We start from the raw sequence: 14,895 nt of genomic DNA, 5'->3' as shown, positions 1-14,895 counted from the left end.
CGCAATGCCTCCGGCGGGGATATTTTGGGCCAGATGAAGTCGGATCCGTTACAGTTTTCAACGCCGGGCAGGTCATTTTGATGAGGTCTTAAGGACATGGCACAGAAGAACGACAACCCTGCTGATCCGTTCAAGAAGGCCCTGGCCGAAGCCACCAAGGTCATGGCCGATGATCCCGAGCTGTCGGTGACTTATACCGTCGACCCTTCGGGCATGTCGGGCGAGTCGATGCGGCTGCCACAGGTCTCGCGCCGGATGACGCGCGAAGAAGTGCTGTTGGCGCGCGGCACGGCGGATGCCTTGGCGTTGCAGCGCAAGTATCATGACGACGCGACCCATGCGCGCTATGCACCCCCGGGCGATATGGCGCGGGATCTGTACGAGGCGATGGAGACCGCCCGCTGCGAAGCGATGGGCGCGCGGGATATGCCGGGCACCGCCAGCAACATTGATGTGAAGATCGGGCACGAGGCGCTGCGCCGTGGATACGACCAGTGCAAGCAGCCTGCCGACGCACCGCTTTCGGTTGCCGCGGGTTATCTGATCCGGCATCTGGCCACCGGGCGTGATCTGCCCCCTGCCGCTGAAAACATCATGAACCTGTGGCGTGGGTTCATCGAAGAGCAAGCTGGCGGAACGCTGGAAAATCTGGACGAAATCCTCTCGGATCAGGCGGAATTCGCCAAATTCGCCCGTCAGGTGATCAAGGATCTGGGATATGGCGACCAGCTTGGGGATGACCCAGATGAGCTGGACGACGAGCAGGAAGACCAAGCCGAGGAAGACGCCGAGGACCAGCCCGATCCCGACAGTACCGGCCAGGACGATCAGGACGATCAGGACGCGGATGCGACCCCTGAGCAAACTCAGGAGGAGCAGCAGGATCAGTCTCAGGCCCAGGTCTCGATGGATGAAATGGCCGAGGACGAGATGGGCGACGAGGCTGAGATGCCGGATGGCGAAGCGCCGCTGGAGCCACCTGCCCCGCCGCCTGCATCCGAGGCAGACCCGGATTACAAGGTCTATCTGGACACCCATGACGAAGAGATCGCCGCCGAAGACCTGGCGGAACCTGCCGAGCTTGAACGCCTGCGGGCCTATCTGGATCAGCAGTTGGAACCGCTGAAGGGGGCGGTATCGCGTCTGGCCAACAAACTGCAACGCCGCCTGCAAGCGCAGCAGAACCGCAGCTGGGAATTCGACCGCGAGGAAGGTATTCTGGACGCGGGCCGATTGGCACGCGTTGTGGCGAACCCAACCACACCGCTGAGCTTCAAGGTCGAAAAAGACACAGAATTCCGCGACACGGTTGTCACGCTTTTGCTGGATAATTCGGGGTCTATGCGGGGACGGCCGATTTCGATCGCCGCCATCTGTGCCGATGTACTGGCGCGGACGCTGGAGCGGTGCAATGTGAAGGTCGAGATTCTGGGCTTTACCACGCGGGCGTGGAAAGGCGGTCAGGCACGTGAGGCGTGGCTGAATGATGGTCGCCCGCAACAACCCGGGCGTCTGAACGATCTGCGTCACATCATCTATAAAGGGGCCGATGCCCCCTGGCGTCGCGCGCGGCCCAATCTGGGGCTGATGATGAAAGAAGGCCTGCTGAAGGAAAACATCGACGGCGAGGCGCTGGAATGGGCGCACCGGCGGATGCTTGCACGGCGCGAGCAACGCAAGATCCTGATGGTGATCTCGGACGGCGCACCAGTCGATGACTCTACGCTGAGCGTGAACCCGGCCAACTCTCTGGAAAAACACCTGCGCGACGTGATCGCTATGGTTGAGAAGCGCAAGATGGTCGAATTATTGGCTATCGGGATCGGCCACGACGTGACACGGTATTACGACCGGGCCGTTACGATTACCGATGTTGAACAACTGGCCGGTGCAATGACCGAACAACTGGCAGCCCTTTTCGACAGTGACCCGCGGGCACGGGCGCGGGTAATGGGGATGAGAAAGGTCAGCTGAATCTGACTTTGCGTCCAGCGGGGGTATTTTCCCAATGATGGGGTGTTTGGCTTTGCTGAACATCGGCTTTTTCAAGCGGGGTGATCCCGTCTGGACTTTTTTTGAAATGCGCCTCAGGGTCACGCCCAAAAGCTGTGAATGAGGCCGCCCATGTTCCAATCCTTCAAAGTGACCGCCCGCCCGGAACAGGGGCCCCCGCGGCTGGCCGCCTTGCGCGAACAGATGGTGCAAGAAGGGCTGGACGGATTTCTGATCCCCCGCACGGATGCGCATCAGGGCGAATATGTCGCGGCACACGATGAGCGTCTGGCCTGGCTGACCGGGTTCACGGGCTCGGCCGGGTTCTGCGCCGCCCTGCGCGACGTGGCCGGAGTTTTTGTCGACGGGCGGTATCGCACCCAGGTCAAGGCACAGGTTGCAGAGGATTTCACTCCGGTCCCCTGGCCAGAGGTGAGCCTGAGCGCCTGGCTGAAAGAGCGGTTGCCAAACGGGGGAAGGATCGGTTTTGATCCGTGGCTGCATGCGGCGGGGCAAATTTCAAGCACGGTAAGTGATCTGGAAGGATCGGGCATCGATCTGGTGAGGTGTGAGAACCATGTGGACCGGATCTGGGCAGATCAGCCGGCCCCACCGATGAACCCGGTCAAGGCGCATCCGATTGAGTTTGCCGGGGAAGGTGCGGACAGCAAGATCGCCCGTCTGGCCGGCGACCTACGGCGGGCCGGACACACGGCAGCGGTGATCACCTTGCCGGATTCGATCATGTGGCTGTTGAATATCCGTGGGTCGGATATTGCCTACAATCCGGTGGCCCACGGTTTTGCCATACTGCATGCAGGAGGTCAGGTCGAACTGTTCATGGTGGCCGCGAAACTGGCCGGGGTAAGGGACCATCTGGACACACTGGTGACCTTGCGCGCGCCGGAAGATTTTCTGAATGCGGTTGCGGCTCTGGCCGGGCCGGTGCAGGTGGATAACGCTTCGGTGCCTCAGATCGTGGCGGACGCGTTAGGCGATGCGATGACGGATGGCGGCGACCCCTGTGCCCTGCCCAAAGCCTGCAAGAATGCGCCTGAAATCGCGGGCAGCGCTGAGGCGCATTTGCGCGATGCAGTCGCGGTCATCGAAACGTTGTGCTGGCTGGACGAAAAGGCCCCGGGCAGCGTGACCGAAACACAGGTTGTCACCCGGCTGGAAGAAAACCGGCGCAAGGACAATGCGCTTCAGGACATCTCGTTCGATACCATTGCAGGCACGGGTCCGAACGGCGCGATCATGCATTATCGTGTGACCGAAGAGACCGACATCCAGTTGGAAAACGGTCATATTCTGGTGCTGGACAGTGGCGGGCAATATCTGGACGGCACCACCGACATCACCCGAACCATTGCCATTGGTGACGTCGGAACAGAGGAGAAAACCTGCTTTACCCGTGTTCTGAAGGGCATGATTGGCATGTCGATGCTGCGCTGGCCTGCGGGCCTTGCAGGGCGGGATATCGAATGCGTGGCCCGCGCGCCGCTGTGGTCGGCGGGGCAGGATTTCAATCACGGGGTCGGGCATGGGGTCGGAGCCTATCTGAGCGTGCACGAAGGGCCGCAGCGCCTGTCGAAAGTCAGCCATGTACCGCTGCAACCCGGCATGATCCTGTCAAACGAACCCGGATATTACCGCGAGGGTGCCTTTGGCATTCGAATCGAGAACCTTGTGGTGGTCGAAGAGGCGCCTGCCCTGCCCTCCAGCGACGCCGAACGCGCAATGCTGAACTGGCGTACTCTGACCTTTGTGCCGATTGACCGCAGGCTGATCATGGTCGAAATGTTGGCGGCGGACGAACGCGACTGGCTGAATGCCTATCACCGCGACGTTGCGGAAAAAATCCGCCCAAGGCTGGGACAAGACGCGCAACTGTGGTTGGATGCCGCAACTGCCCCAATCTGACACCGGTCTGTTACACAGAACGGGCAGAGGAGAGGCCCAAATACGACGACGGAAGGAAATGGAATGGCTGAGATCACGATCCGGAAAGCGCCGGGTAAATGGTGTGTCCGCTCGGGCGGTGCGATTCTGGGCGAAACGAACAACGCGCTGGAACTGCATGAAGGCGACAAGGATCCGGTGATCTATTTCCCGCGCGGTGATATTGCGATGGCATTTCTGGACCGGACCGACAAGGTAACGCACTGCTCTGGCAAGGGCGACGCGACGCATTTTTCCATCGTCAACAAGTCATCCGTGACCGCCAATGCGGTCTGGAGCTATGAAAACCCGGCCCAGGCAGTGGCCGAGATCAAGGACCATCTGGCATTTTATCCCGCCGAGTCGGTGAAGGTGGAGCAGATTTAAAGCCCTCATTTGACATACTGTCGACTGCCGGTGACCCATTGGCAGCATTGGGGCGCAATTGGCTAAGAGCCCAGCTGGCTGAAATCAGGGCCCTGCCACTCTGACTCGGCAGCTCTGCGGCGCGCAATCTCTTGTCGAATCAAATCGATATGCAATCGCGCGTCATACGCGACCTGACGGTAGGCAAGCGGTAGGTTGAGGTTAGCAATGCTGGTATCCAGTTCCTCAATGCTGTCCGCCACTGCGTCTACGTCGCCCAGCGTCCGAGCCTGCCCCAATTCTTCCTCCAGCGCTGCGATTTTCTGGTAGAAACGCCAGACACGGCGTTTCTGGAACCACACATACCCGGATGGAACGAGCCGCAAAAGCGGAGCGAGGAAAAGTAAAGGCAACAGCAATAAAAGAACCCGGCCAAACTGAGCAGCAATCCAATAGGGCAAAACGGCATGTAGAAAATTTGGCCCGGTGTTTATCAGCTCTTCAGCAACTTCGTTTAGTGGAGCGGGCGGAGACTCCGTTTTCGGGTATTCCCTTGAACTCTGCAATATGCCGGGCTGACCATGAATGATCTTCGCTGCGGTAACCAACCGATCTGCGACTGCCGGGTGCAGATCAGGCCCGGCAATCATTGATGCCCTCAAAGCTAAGATCTTTACGTCCACGGGCGGTCTTGGAGGGTCGAGAGTGATTGACCCAGCGGGCACGGTAACCGAACTTGCCCCCCGGAGTTTCAATGCAAGCGCGTCGACCAACGCCATGGGGACGAATTCTATGTTAGGGTCAAAAATCGCATCCATGAGATATGGCGCATCCAGTGGTGCAACAAACAGCGCAGCATCGGCTTTGCCGGAATAGAGCGCATCGATAGCATCAGGTCCTCCTGCATCCACAAGCGTAATGCCGGTATCCTTATGCCCCGCCGCTTCTATCAGGGCGATGGCAGCCGCACGGCTTCCGGACCCTTCTGCCCCTGCGGCAAGTCGGATGCCCTCCCATTCCCCCGCATTGCCACCAATTGGGCTGAGCTTTCCTCTAAACACCACCATTGGTTCAAGAAAAATGGCCCCCAACGATTGCAATCCACTTTCCCGAGGAAGATTCAGACCACCTTGAACAATCGCTACATCGACTTCACCGGAAACAAGCTTCTTTATGTTCTCTACAGAACCTGCGGTTTCAACCAAATCAATGTGAATGCCGTCTCGCGCCAGCTCTGCCTTGTAAAGCTGGCCGATCTGCCAATACCCCCCGCCGCTCACCCCGGTCGCTAGCCGTATGCTGTTGGGTGGTTTCAATCCAAGAATCAGAAACGCAATCATCCCGACAAACAGAATTGGAAGAAGAACAAAGATGAGTAGGCGCATGAATTCTCGCATTCAGATGATCCGAACTGACCCTTAAACCTCGCCTGTTCGCAATCTTCGCGTCAACGAAAATCAATCCAGCACAGCAGCGAATGATGCGTTGGACGAAAAGTCCGGCTGGTGTTTGGCTTGCAAAAATGGCGCAACCTTGGTCGCGGAAAAGCTAAGCCGGCCGGAGTATTTCCGGAAACGACTCATCGTTCATCCAGCCGGTTCTTATTTCAGCTTCGCAAGAAATCTTGCTTCGAAGCCCACCTCACGCAGCTGTGGCATGCACGTGAGCGGCATTTGCGGCACACTTCTTCCGGATATCCACCGGAGGCTTCCATGCAGATTTCAAGACGCGGTTTAGCCGGGATGATCGGGGCTGGAGCAATTGCACCCGGAGCGCTTTGGGCGCAGCAGGATCCGGTTCTGGAGGCATTGCGCAGCACGCTGAACGGGCGTCGGACCGCGTTTGAAGCACAGATGGCGTACCTGAAAGATCGCGGCCAGCCGGATGTTGTGGCCGGGTTGCTGACCGCGATACGCTATGCCGACAGGCGGCGGGACGAGATCGTCGAGGTGATGCAGGCTGTGACCGGGCAGCGCTATGGCAATGACTGGTTCGAGTGGATGCTGTGGCAGGAACGAAACCCACAAATTGTCCCTCATCCTTCACTGATCCCGTTCAAGCGCGAGGTTCTGTTGGGGATCGACCCGAATTTCGATCTGTTTCTGCGGTCTGAGTATCTGCAACGTGACAGGATGAAGATCCGCCTGGAAGAGATCGCTTGGGGCGGAGTGTCCAAGGATGGTATTCCGTCCCTGGACAACCCAACCCTGATCTCTGCTTCAAATGCGGGGTATCTGAAGGGCGACGATCTGGTGTTTGGCGTCGCCATCAACGGCGATGAGCGTGCCTATCCCCTGCGGATCATGGGATGGCACGAGATGTTCAACGAGGTGATCGGAGGCGTGCCCGTGGCGCTGGCCTATTGCACGCTCTGCGGGTCGGGCATCCTGTTCGAAACCCAAGTGGCGGGGCGGCGAAAGCCGTTCGTTTTCGGGTCGTCAGGTTTCCTCTATCGCTCGAACAAGCTGATGTTTGACCGCGAAACGCATTCGCTGTGGAACCAGTATACCGGCAAGCCTGTTGTGGGGCCTTTGGTGAACAGCGGCATCACGTTGAAACAGCGCCCGGTGGTGATCACGACATGGGCCAGCTGGAAGACCTCGCATCCCAAAACCCGTGTTCTGTCGCTGAACACCGGGCATCGACGCAACTACGGATCGGGCGTTGTCTATCGCGACTATTTCGCCTCGAGCGAACTGATGTTCCCGGCTGTTGTGGATCGGTCCCGGCATCGGCAGAAGGATTACATCTTTGCCGTGCGCCAGTTTGGTGCCGCCCGCGCCTGGCCTCTGGATGCGTTCAAGGGCAAACCTGTGATCAACGATGCGATCGGCCAGACACCTTTGGTTCTGATTGGCGATCCCAAAGAGCGTAGTGTGCGTGCTTATGAACGAAAATTTCATGAGTTCCGGGCAACGCAAAGCGGGTTGCAGGATAGCGCAGGGAACGGTTGGACCGTCACGGAAGAGGCTTTGATCGGGCCTGAGGGCGCGCGTTTGCCTCGGGTCGCCGGGCATATTTCGTACTGGTTTGCGTGGGACAATTATCTGGGTGACGCAGCCAGCGTGTATGGTGAGTGAAACTCAGGAATGCTCTTCAGCGGCCGTTGCCGCAAGCGCCCTGTTATATGCCTTGAGAGCGTCGACGTGATAGAGCGCGCCAACGGGTGTCTCGGATCCGTCTTTTTCCAGAATGATAACCGGAATGCAGGGGATGTCGTCACGATCGAAGTAAGGCATGGCGGCTTCCAGCGTGGCGCTGGCCTGAATGCACATGCCCTGTTCGATCAGCCCCTGTGCCTCTTCCTTCGTGATCGACCGTTGATCCCCAAGCGGACGCATCACTGCCCCGGCACGGAGCATTGCCAGCAGATACGCCTGCGGCCCCGCGGCCAGGTGGACATCACGTCGTTCCAGCTGGGTCAGGAAGAAAGACCGGTCCACCAGGCGTGAGGCCAGCGCCGTGGACATGGACACACTGACCATAACCGCAAGGCCGATCTGCCAGTCGCCGGTCAGCTCAAAGACGATCAGAGTGGTCGAGATAGGCGCCCCAAGCACCGCCGCAGCCACGGCCCCCATACCGGCAAAGGCATAAAGCGTGTGCGTGCCCGAAACGTCCGGCAACAACCCGGTCGCGATCAGCCCGAAGGCCAGCCCGGTCAGCGCGCCAACCATCAGAGAAGGCGAGAAAACACCGCCACCCATGCGCCCCCCCATCGTGATGGCAACCGCAACCGTTTTGGTCACCGCAAACAGGATTGCCGTTGTCAGCACCAGATCACCGGTCAAAGCGCGGATGGTGGTTTCATACCCAACGCCGATGATATGCGGAAACCAGATTGCCATCAGCCCCAGCATCGCCCCGGACACCGCAGGGCGCAGCCAGCCCGGAATTGACAGACGGTTCTGGATATGGCTGCCGATATCCTCGGCAAAGAAGATCGACCGCATCAGCAGCAACGCGACAAATCCGCAGATCAGGCCCAGAATCAGGAAGGCCGGAAGCTCGACATAAAACTGCAGCGATCCCGGCGTCTCGAGAGTGAACTCGGTAACGTCGCCATATTCCAGCCGGTTGATCACCGTTCCCGCGACCGAGGCGATGACGATTGGTGCAAAGGCGTGAACGGCGAAATGGCGCAGCACGACCTCGAGCGCGAACAATGCCCCGGCGATGGGGGCGTTGAAGCTGGCCGACACGGCCGCAGCGACGGCGCAGCCCAGCAGGTCACGGCCCGTGATCCCATCCGCGTGAATTCGGTTGCTGACCCATGTGGAGATGACCCCGGCCATATGCACCACCGGGCCCTCGCGCCCCGTTGACCCGCCCGAACTGAGAGTGATCAGCGAGGCAAAAAACGACGCGATGCCGGCCTTGACCTCGACCCGCCCGTCAGTGATGGCCGAACCTTCGATCACGTCGGCAACCGACCTCACGCGGCCGTCATTGGTGAACCGGTTCAGGATCACGCCGACGACCAGGCCACCGAAGATGGGGATGATCAGAACCATGAACCAAGGCAGTTTCTCGGCGTGGCTGTGCAGCAGCAGTATGTCATCGGTGTCGTAAAGATAGGCCTGCAACGCACGGATGGCCTTGCGGAAGCCGAGCGCCATGAAACCCGCTGCGATCCCGATGGCCAGTGCGATGAACCAGAACTGGATCTGGCTTGGCCCCCGGCGCAGCATCACCCGCCACGCATCCTTGATCGCGGCCAGAGCCTGATTGAACTGGTTGCGCAGAACGGTGCGGGTCGATTGGGTCATTGGCCCTCGGGGATCATCGCTTAACCCTTAGTAAGCCACGGGGCGTCCATATAAAAGTGAGATAGCGATAGTGTGAGCACCAAATCACGCCATCGCCCCATCAGGCCTGCAACAGAGCCCGTGCTGCGGCACGAGCTTCTTGGGTGATGGTATCGCCCGCCACCATGCGGGCGATTTCGTCCACCCGATCAGATTCGGCCAGGGGGACAACCGTGGAAAGGGTTTGCCCATTCGCGACCTGTTTCTGCACCCGCCAGTGATGCGCTGCCCTTGCGGCAACTTGCGGAGAGTGTGTGACAACCAGAACCTGCCCGCCCTGCGCCAATGACGCCAGCCTGCGTCCGACCGCGTCGGCGGTTGCCCCACCGACACCGCGATCAATCTCGTCAAAGATCATCGTCCGGGCGCTGTCGTCGCCAGACAGGCAGACCTTGAGGGCCAGCAGGAAGCGGCTGAGCTCACCCCCCGAAGCGATCTTGTTCAAGGGCCCCGCCGGCGCACCGGGGTTGGTGGCCACGGTGAAAGCCACCGCGTCGGTGCCCTCGGGGCCGGGTTCAGCCGGGGTGATTTCGGTCTGGAACACAGCACGTTCCATCTTGAGCGGGGCCAGTTCCGCCATGACGGCCGCGTCAAGCTGCCCGGCGGCGGCCTTGCGCGCGACGCTTAGTTCGGCTGCGGCAGCATCATAGGCCTGTTGCGCCGCGTCCACGGCCGCACGTCTGTCGGCCAGGTCGGCATCTCCTGCCTCCAACCGGTTCAACCGGTCACGCAGTGTGTCGGCAAACGAACCCAGATCATCCGGGGCCACGTCATGCTTTCGGGCCTGCGCACGGATGGCAAACAGGCGTTCTTCGGCCTGTTCCAATTCTGCCGGATTGAAGTCCAGCGCCTGAAGGCAAGCATTCACACCATCCTGCGCCTCGCCCAACTCGATCATTGCGCGTCCGAGCGCTGCAATCGGTTCTTCCAGCTGGCCGCCCGCATTGTCCGAGACGCCTTCCAGCCAGCGGATGGCGTCGGACATGGCCCCTTCCGCCCCGTCCCCGGACAACAGGGCAAAAGCACGCGCAACATCGTCGCGAATCCGCTCGGCCCCTTGCATCATGCGGCGACGGGAATCCAGTTCGGCATCCTCACCGGGTTGTGGATCAAGCTGGTCAAGCTCGGCGACCGCGTGGCGCAGGAATTCTTCCTCGCTGCGGACGGCAGCCAGAGCGGCCTCGGTCTCGGCCAGCATTCTTCGGGTACGGGACATCGCGGCCCAGGCCGTTCGCACGTTTGACTGCGGCTCCGAGACCTGGGCAAATTCGTCCAGCATCGCTCGATGACCACGTGGGTTCAACAAACCACGATCATCATGCTGCCCATGCAGTTCGATCAGGGTCTCGGACAGCGCCCGCAGCACCTCACCCGAGCACCGGCGATCATTGACCCAGGCGGTCTTGCGCCCCTCGGCAGTATTTACCCGGCGCAGGATCAGTTCTTCGCCACCCGGCAGGCCAGCTTCGGCCAATACCGCATGTGCGGGATGATCGGCAGAAAGTTCGAACTCGGCGACGACCTCGCCCTGCGCGGCACCCTGCCGCACCAGTTCAGCCCGACCACGCCAGCCAAGCACGAAACCCAGTGAATCCAACAAAATCGATTTGCCCGCACCGGTTTCGCCGGTCAAGGCGTTCAGGCCCGGCTGAAAGCAGAGTTCCAGCCGGTCGATGATCAGCATGTCGCGGATATCTAGGGCGCGCAGCATAAGGTCTTCAGCGTCCCGGACCCAAGGCCATCGCGATTACAACCATTCACCTTTGATGGTCTGACGATAGACCGTGCTAAGCCAATTGTTGCCACGGCTCTTGAGATCAAGCCCGCGAGATGTCAACAGCTTGTACGCATCGTCATACCATTCCGTGGATTGGTAGTTGTAGCCAAGAATGGCGCCGGCAGTCTGCGCTTCGTCCAGTAGGCCAAGCGACAGATAGGCCTCGACCAGACGATACAACGCTTCGGCGGTATGGGAGGTGGTCTGAAAGTCTTCGACCACAACACGGAAACGGTTGATGGCTGCGATATAGTGATCCTGACGCAGGTAATAGCGCCCGATCTCCATTTCCTTGCCCGCCAGATGGTCGAAAGCCAGATCGAATTTCAGAACCGCAGATGTGGCGTATTCGCTGTCTGGATAAACCTCGATCACGGTCCGCAAAGATTGCAGCGCCTGGAAGGTCAGGCCCTGATCCCGCCCGACTTCGTCAATCTGGTCATAATAGCTGAGTGCCAGCAGATACTGCGCATAAGCCGCATCTTCATCCGTCGGATAGAAGTCGATATAGCGTTGAGCCGCCGCGCGGCTTTCTTCGTAATTCTGGTCCGAATGGAACGAAAACGCCTGCATGATCAGCGCACGCTTGGCCCAGTCGGAATACGGATACAGACGTTCGACTTCCGAAAAATACCACGCCGCATCGTCCGACCGATTCTGCGACAGTTCGTATTCACCACGGGTATATATCTGTTCCGGCGTAAACCCTTCCAGGTTCTGATCACGGTCAGCGCCCTTGCGACTAAATAGGCCGCCGCCGTTGCCGCATGCCGTCAAAACTGCTGCCAGAAGAATCGCACCCGCGAATCTGACTGCCGCTTTGCTGCCAACCATACCGCCCATCCTTGTCGTCTTGCTTAATAGGGTTTGCCCCGATTTGAGCCATGGTCTAGCACATAAAATTCCGGTGCAAAACGCCTTATGCGACTTCTGGCGCAAATGTCGTCAGAGTTGATCTGATCAGGCCACTTCGGGAATTTCGTGCACGACCAACCCCTGCCCCGGCAGGCGCGCGGCCTGTTCCGGCGTACACAGTACCGGGCGCACCGCACCCGGCGTTTCAAACAGATTGCGCAGCAATGTGTTGGTCAGCGAATGACCCGACTTGTTTCCGGTGAAGTGACCCAAAATCGGCCCACCAGACAGATAGAGATCACCCAGGGCATCCAGCATCTTGTGGCGCACGGCCTCGTCCACGCGGCGGAAACCGCCCGGTGTCAGAACTTCGACGCCCTGAACGACCACGGCGTTTTCAAGCGTGCCACCCAAAGCCAACCCGTTTTCGCGCATCGCCTCGACATCTGTGCGACGGCAGAACGTGCGACAATCGCTGAGTTCGCGCGCGAACGAACCGTTGCGCATGTCCAGCGTCTTGCTCTGGCTGCCGATGGCACTGTCGTCGAAATCGATGTGGAAGTCGATGATCAGCCCGTCAGCGGGTGCAATGCTGGCGCTGGCACCTTCGCGTGATGCGGTGACAGTCTTCAATACCTCATAGGCCAATACCGGGCTGGCCTGACGGCGCACGCCCCTGGCCATGATGCCACGCACAAATTCAATCGAGGAGCCGTCCATGATCGGAACTTCGGGACCGTCGATCTCGATAAGCGCGTTGTGCACGCCACAACCAGCCAGAGCAGCCATGATATGTTCGACCGTGGAAACCGAAACACCCGCATCATTCACCAGTCGCGTACAAAGCGGGGTCCGTTCGACCACATGGTAGAGCGCCGGGATCATCGCATCGCCCAGTTGAATATCCGTCCGCTTGAACCAGATCCCGTGACCAGCTGCCGCCGGTTTCAGAACCATGGTCGCCGGCTTGCCACTGTGCAGCCCGACGCCTGTAAACGTGACCGGAGATTTGAGCGTATGTTGCAAAATGGGCCTCGGTGAGTGGTGTCCAGCCTGCTTGGACTGTGTTGGACACTCAGTTAAGGAAGCCCGCGTCAAGGCTCAACTCACTCTTTGCAACCGATTGAAACATGTATGTGACAGATCGGCAAAACCCTGCTTACATGCCTGCAAAACGCTGTTAATAAACGATTAAGGGCCGCCAAATGGCAGCCCCTTGAGTGGATTTTGTTACCGCGATCAGTTGGCTTGACGGCGCAGGAAGGCCGGAATTTCGATACGCTCCTGATCCGGATCAACCTCTTCCTGAATTGGCGCCGTAGCCTCGGACTGCCGCAAAACGGGTTGCTGCCGGGGCGATTGTGCCGGCGTATCAGGCGCATGGCCGGTCATCCGATCGATCAGACGATTGAAGCCAAAACGCGAGCGCTCCTCGGGTTCCGACTGCGAAACCGGATCGGATTGTCGGGGCGCCGCCGGGCGCTGCGGCGCTGACGGAACCTTCTGAACTGCAGCCTGCAAACGCTGCAGTGCTTCGGGCGACGGGGTGCCGGCGGCATGTCCGCGCGGTGCCACAAATGCCTCGGGCGCTGGCTCAATATGCTCGGGTTGCGGCTCGAATTCGGCAACACGCGGCTGGTAGGCCGGCGGCGGCAGGCTGTCATCTTCACGCTCGTCGCGCGGCTGGAATTGCGGTTGCGCCGGTTCTTCAGCGGTTTCAAACAGCGAAGGCTCGCGGTTTTCTTCCCGCTGCGGGGCAGGCTCTGCCACCTCCGCAGCAACCGGTGCTTCTTCCTGAAAATGATCTTCGGCCGAAACCGTGCGGGTCAGTGGTTCTGACATCGAGCGGCGAGCCACAGGGACTTCCGTCGTTTTTTCGCTGGCGTCGATACCGGTTGCAACAACCGATACACGCATTCCGCCCTCCATGGCCGTATCCAGCGTCGAGCCGACGATGATATTGGCCTCTGGGTCCACTTCCTCGCGGATGCGGTTGGCGGCTTCGTCGAGCTCGAACAGGGTCAGGTCGTGTGAACCGGTGATGTTGATCAGCACGCCCTTGGCACCCTTGAGGCTGATTTCGTCCAGCAGCGGGTTTGCAATGGCCTTTTCCGCCGCCTGGACGGCGCGGTCTTCGCCGGTTGCTTCGCCGGTGCCCATCATTGCCTTGCCCATCTCGTCCATCACCGCACGAACGTCCGCAAAGTCGAGGTTGATCAGGCCAGGGCGCACCATCAGGTCGGTCACACCCTTGACGCCCTGATACAGAACGTCATCGGCCATCGAAAACGCCTCGGTGAAGGTGGTCTTTTCATTGGCCAGACGGAACAGGTTCTGGTTCGGAATGATGATCAGCGTGTCGACAACCTGCTGCAATGCCTCAACGCCGTCTTCGGCCTGACGCATCCGCTTGGCGCCTTCGAACTGGAAGGGTTTGGTGACAACACCGACGGTCAGAACACCCAGCTCACGAGCGGCCTGCGCAATGATCGGAGCAGCGCCCGTGCCGGTACCGCCGCCCATACCAGCGGTGATGAAGCACATATGCGCGCCGGCAAGGTGGTCAACGATCTGTTCGATGCTTTCTTCGGCGGCGGCTGCACCTACGGTCGGGCGGGCCCCTGCCCCCAGACCTTCAGTGACTTTAACACCCAATTGCACACGTGCCGAGGACTGACTTTGTTGCAGCGCCTGCGCGTCGGTGTTGGCGACCACAAAATCAACGCCGTCCAACTGTTTCTCAATCATGTTATTGACAGCGTTCCCGCCTGCACCGCCAACGCCAAATACTGTAATCCGAGGCTTCAGTTCGTCGTGCCCGGGCATCGAAAGATTCAATGTCATGCTCTGTCCGCCTGTATTTATGTCCCGCCAAAGCGGTGTTTTTCTTACCTATCCTTGTCCGATTCTAGCGGCCTGATGCCAAAAGGTCACGTCAAAAATCGCGTTTTCCCACAAAATATGGAGGAAATAAGGCGGAAACCGGCGGCATTTCGCAGGACATGCCAGATATAGCGGAAACAACGGCGACCATCACAAGACAACCGACATGAACGCGAGGACTCATTCGTTCATCGCGCTCTGATCCACTGTCATTTACATTGCGGAAAACTGCTCAGGTCCTGCCGCGAGGCCTCTGCCGGGCCTTGTGGATAT

The 14,895-nt window shown here is 59.5% G+C and carries 10 protein-coding genes; 4 read left to right on the top strand and 6 right to left on the bottom strand.

The window, feature by feature from the left end:
• Positions 1 to 96 precede the first annotated feature (96 nt).
• The 3 genes from cobT to AC2FFA_RS07450 all read left to right on the top strand — a co-directional run bounded on the left by cobT (position 97) and on the right by AC2FFA_RS07450 (position 4,320).
• Positions 97 to 1,974: a cobaltochelatase subunit CobT gene (cobT, locus tag AC2FFA_RS07460; RefSeq protein WP_496850859.1), complete on the top strand. Its 1,878-nt coding sequence runs from the start codon at positions 97 to 99 to the stop codon at positions 1,972 to 1,974.
• A 150-nt stretch (positions 1,975 to 2,124) separates the two neighbouring features.
• The gene (locus AC2FFA_RS07455) at positions 2,125 to 3,915 is read left to right on the top strand and encodes an aminopeptidase P family protein (RefSeq protein ID WP_496850857.1); all 1,791 of its coding nucleotides are present in this window, start codon (positions 2,125 to 2,127) and stop codon (positions 3,913 to 3,915) included.
• Positions 3,916 to 3,978: 63 nt separating this feature from the next.
• Positions 3,979 to 4,320, top strand: a complete 342-nt coding sequence (locus AC2FFA_RS07450; protein WP_496719246.1) for a DUF427 domain-containing protein — start codon at positions 3,979 to 3,981, stop codon at positions 4,318 to 4,320.
• A gap of 62 nt (positions 4,321 to 4,382) precedes the next feature.
• Here AC2FFA_RS07450 and AC2FFA_RS07445 read toward each other — a convergent pair whose 3' ends face one another.
• Positions 4,383 to 5,684, bottom strand: coding sequence for a TAXI family TRAP transporter solute-binding subunit (locus tag AC2FFA_RS07445; protein ID WP_496850855.1), 1,302 nt, complete (start codon positions 5,682 to 5,684; stop codon positions 4,383 to 4,385).
• A 327-nt stretch (positions 5,685 to 6,011) separates the two neighbouring features.
• Between AC2FFA_RS07445 and AC2FFA_RS07440 the strand changes: the two genes are divergently transcribed.
• Positions 6,012 to 7,379, top strand: coding sequence for a DUF3179 domain-containing protein (locus tag AC2FFA_RS07440; protein WP_496675664.1), 1,368 nt, complete (start codon positions 6,012 to 6,014; stop codon positions 7,377 to 7,379).
• A gap of 3 nt (positions 7,380 to 7,382) precedes the next feature.
• Here the strand turns inward: AC2FFA_RS07440 and AC2FFA_RS07435 are convergent, their stop codons facing one another.
• From AC2FFA_RS07435 to ftsZ, 5 genes are all read right to left on the bottom strand, one after another.
• Positions 7,383 to 9,068 (bottom strand): chloride channel protein, encoded by a 1,686-nt coding sequence (locus AC2FFA_RS07435; protein WP_496850853.1) that lies wholly within the window; start codon positions 9,066 to 9,068, stop codon positions 7,383 to 7,385.
• A 100-nt stretch (positions 9,069 to 9,168) separates the two neighbouring features.
• Positions 9,169 to 10,818 (bottom strand): DNA repair protein RecN, encoded by a 1,650-nt coding sequence (gene recN / locus AC2FFA_RS07430; RefSeq protein ID WP_496850851.1) that lies wholly within the window; start codon positions 10,816 to 10,818, stop codon positions 9,169 to 9,171.
• A 36-nt stretch (positions 10,819 to 10,854) separates the two neighbouring features.
• Positions 10,855 to 11,718, bottom strand: coding sequence for an outer membrane protein assembly factor BamD (locus tag AC2FFA_RS07425; RefSeq protein ID WP_117872623.1), 864 nt, complete (start codon positions 11,716 to 11,718; stop codon positions 10,855 to 10,857).
• A 126-nt stretch (positions 11,719 to 11,844) separates the two neighbouring features.
• Complete coding sequence (gene lpxC, locus AC2FFA_RS07420) at positions 11,845 to 12,765, bottom strand: UDP-3-O-acyl-N-acetylglucosamine deacetylase (protein WP_496850849.1); 921 nt, start codon at positions 12,763 to 12,765, stop codon at positions 11,845 to 11,847.
• Positions 12,766 to 12,978: 213 nt separating this feature from the next.
• Positions 12,979 to 14,583, bottom strand: coding sequence for a cell division protein FtsZ (ftsZ, locus tag AC2FFA_RS07415; protein ID WP_496850848.1), 1,605 nt, complete (start codon positions 14,581 to 14,583; stop codon positions 12,979 to 12,981).
• Between the last annotated feature and the right edge of the window lie 312 nt (positions 14,584 to 14,895).

It is taken from the genome of Ruegeria sp. YTSB088, from assembly GCF_059609825.1.
Note: the sequence above shows the minus strand (reverse complement) of the source record. Positions and strands in the feature narration are given on the sequence as shown.

What these genes read in the sequence shown, in the direction of transcription:
- cobT (WP_496850859.1), top strand. Translation starts at nt 97, where the DNA reads ATGGCACAGAAGAACGACAACCCTGCTGATCCGTTCAAGAAGGCCCTG.
- AC2FFA_RS07455 (WP_496850857.1), top strand. Translation starts at nt 2,125, where the DNA reads ATGTTCCAATCCTTCAAAGTGACCGCCCGCCCGGAACAGGGGCCCCCG.
- AC2FFA_RS07450 (WP_496719246.1), top strand. Translation starts at nt 3,979, where the DNA reads ATGGCTGAGATCACGATCCGGAAAGCGCCGGGTAAATGGTGTGTCCGC.
- AC2FFA_RS07445 (WP_496850855.1), bottom strand. Translation starts at nt 5,684, where the DNA reads ATGCGCCTACTCATCTTTGTTCTTCTTCCAATTCTGTTTGTCGGGATG.
- AC2FFA_RS07440 (WP_496675664.1), top strand. Translation starts at nt 6,012, where the DNA reads ATGCAGATTTCAAGACGCGGTTTAGCCGGGATGATCGGGGCTGGAGCA.
- AC2FFA_RS07435 (WP_496850853.1), bottom strand. Translation starts at nt 9,068, where the DNA reads ATGACCCAATCGACCCGCACCGTTCTGCGCAACCAGTTCAATCAGGCT.
- recN (WP_496850851.1), bottom strand. Translation starts at nt 10,818, where the DNA reads ATGCTGCGCGCCCTAGATATCCGCGACATGCTGATCATCGACCGGCTG.
- AC2FFA_RS07425 (WP_117872623.1), bottom strand. Translation starts at nt 11,718, where the DNA reads ATGGTTGGCAGCAAAGCGGCAGTCAGATTCGCGGGTGCGATTCTTCTG.
- ftsZ (WP_496850848.1), bottom strand. Translation starts at nt 14,583, where the DNA reads ATGACATTGAATCTTTCGATGCCCGGGCACGACGAACTGAAGCCTCGG.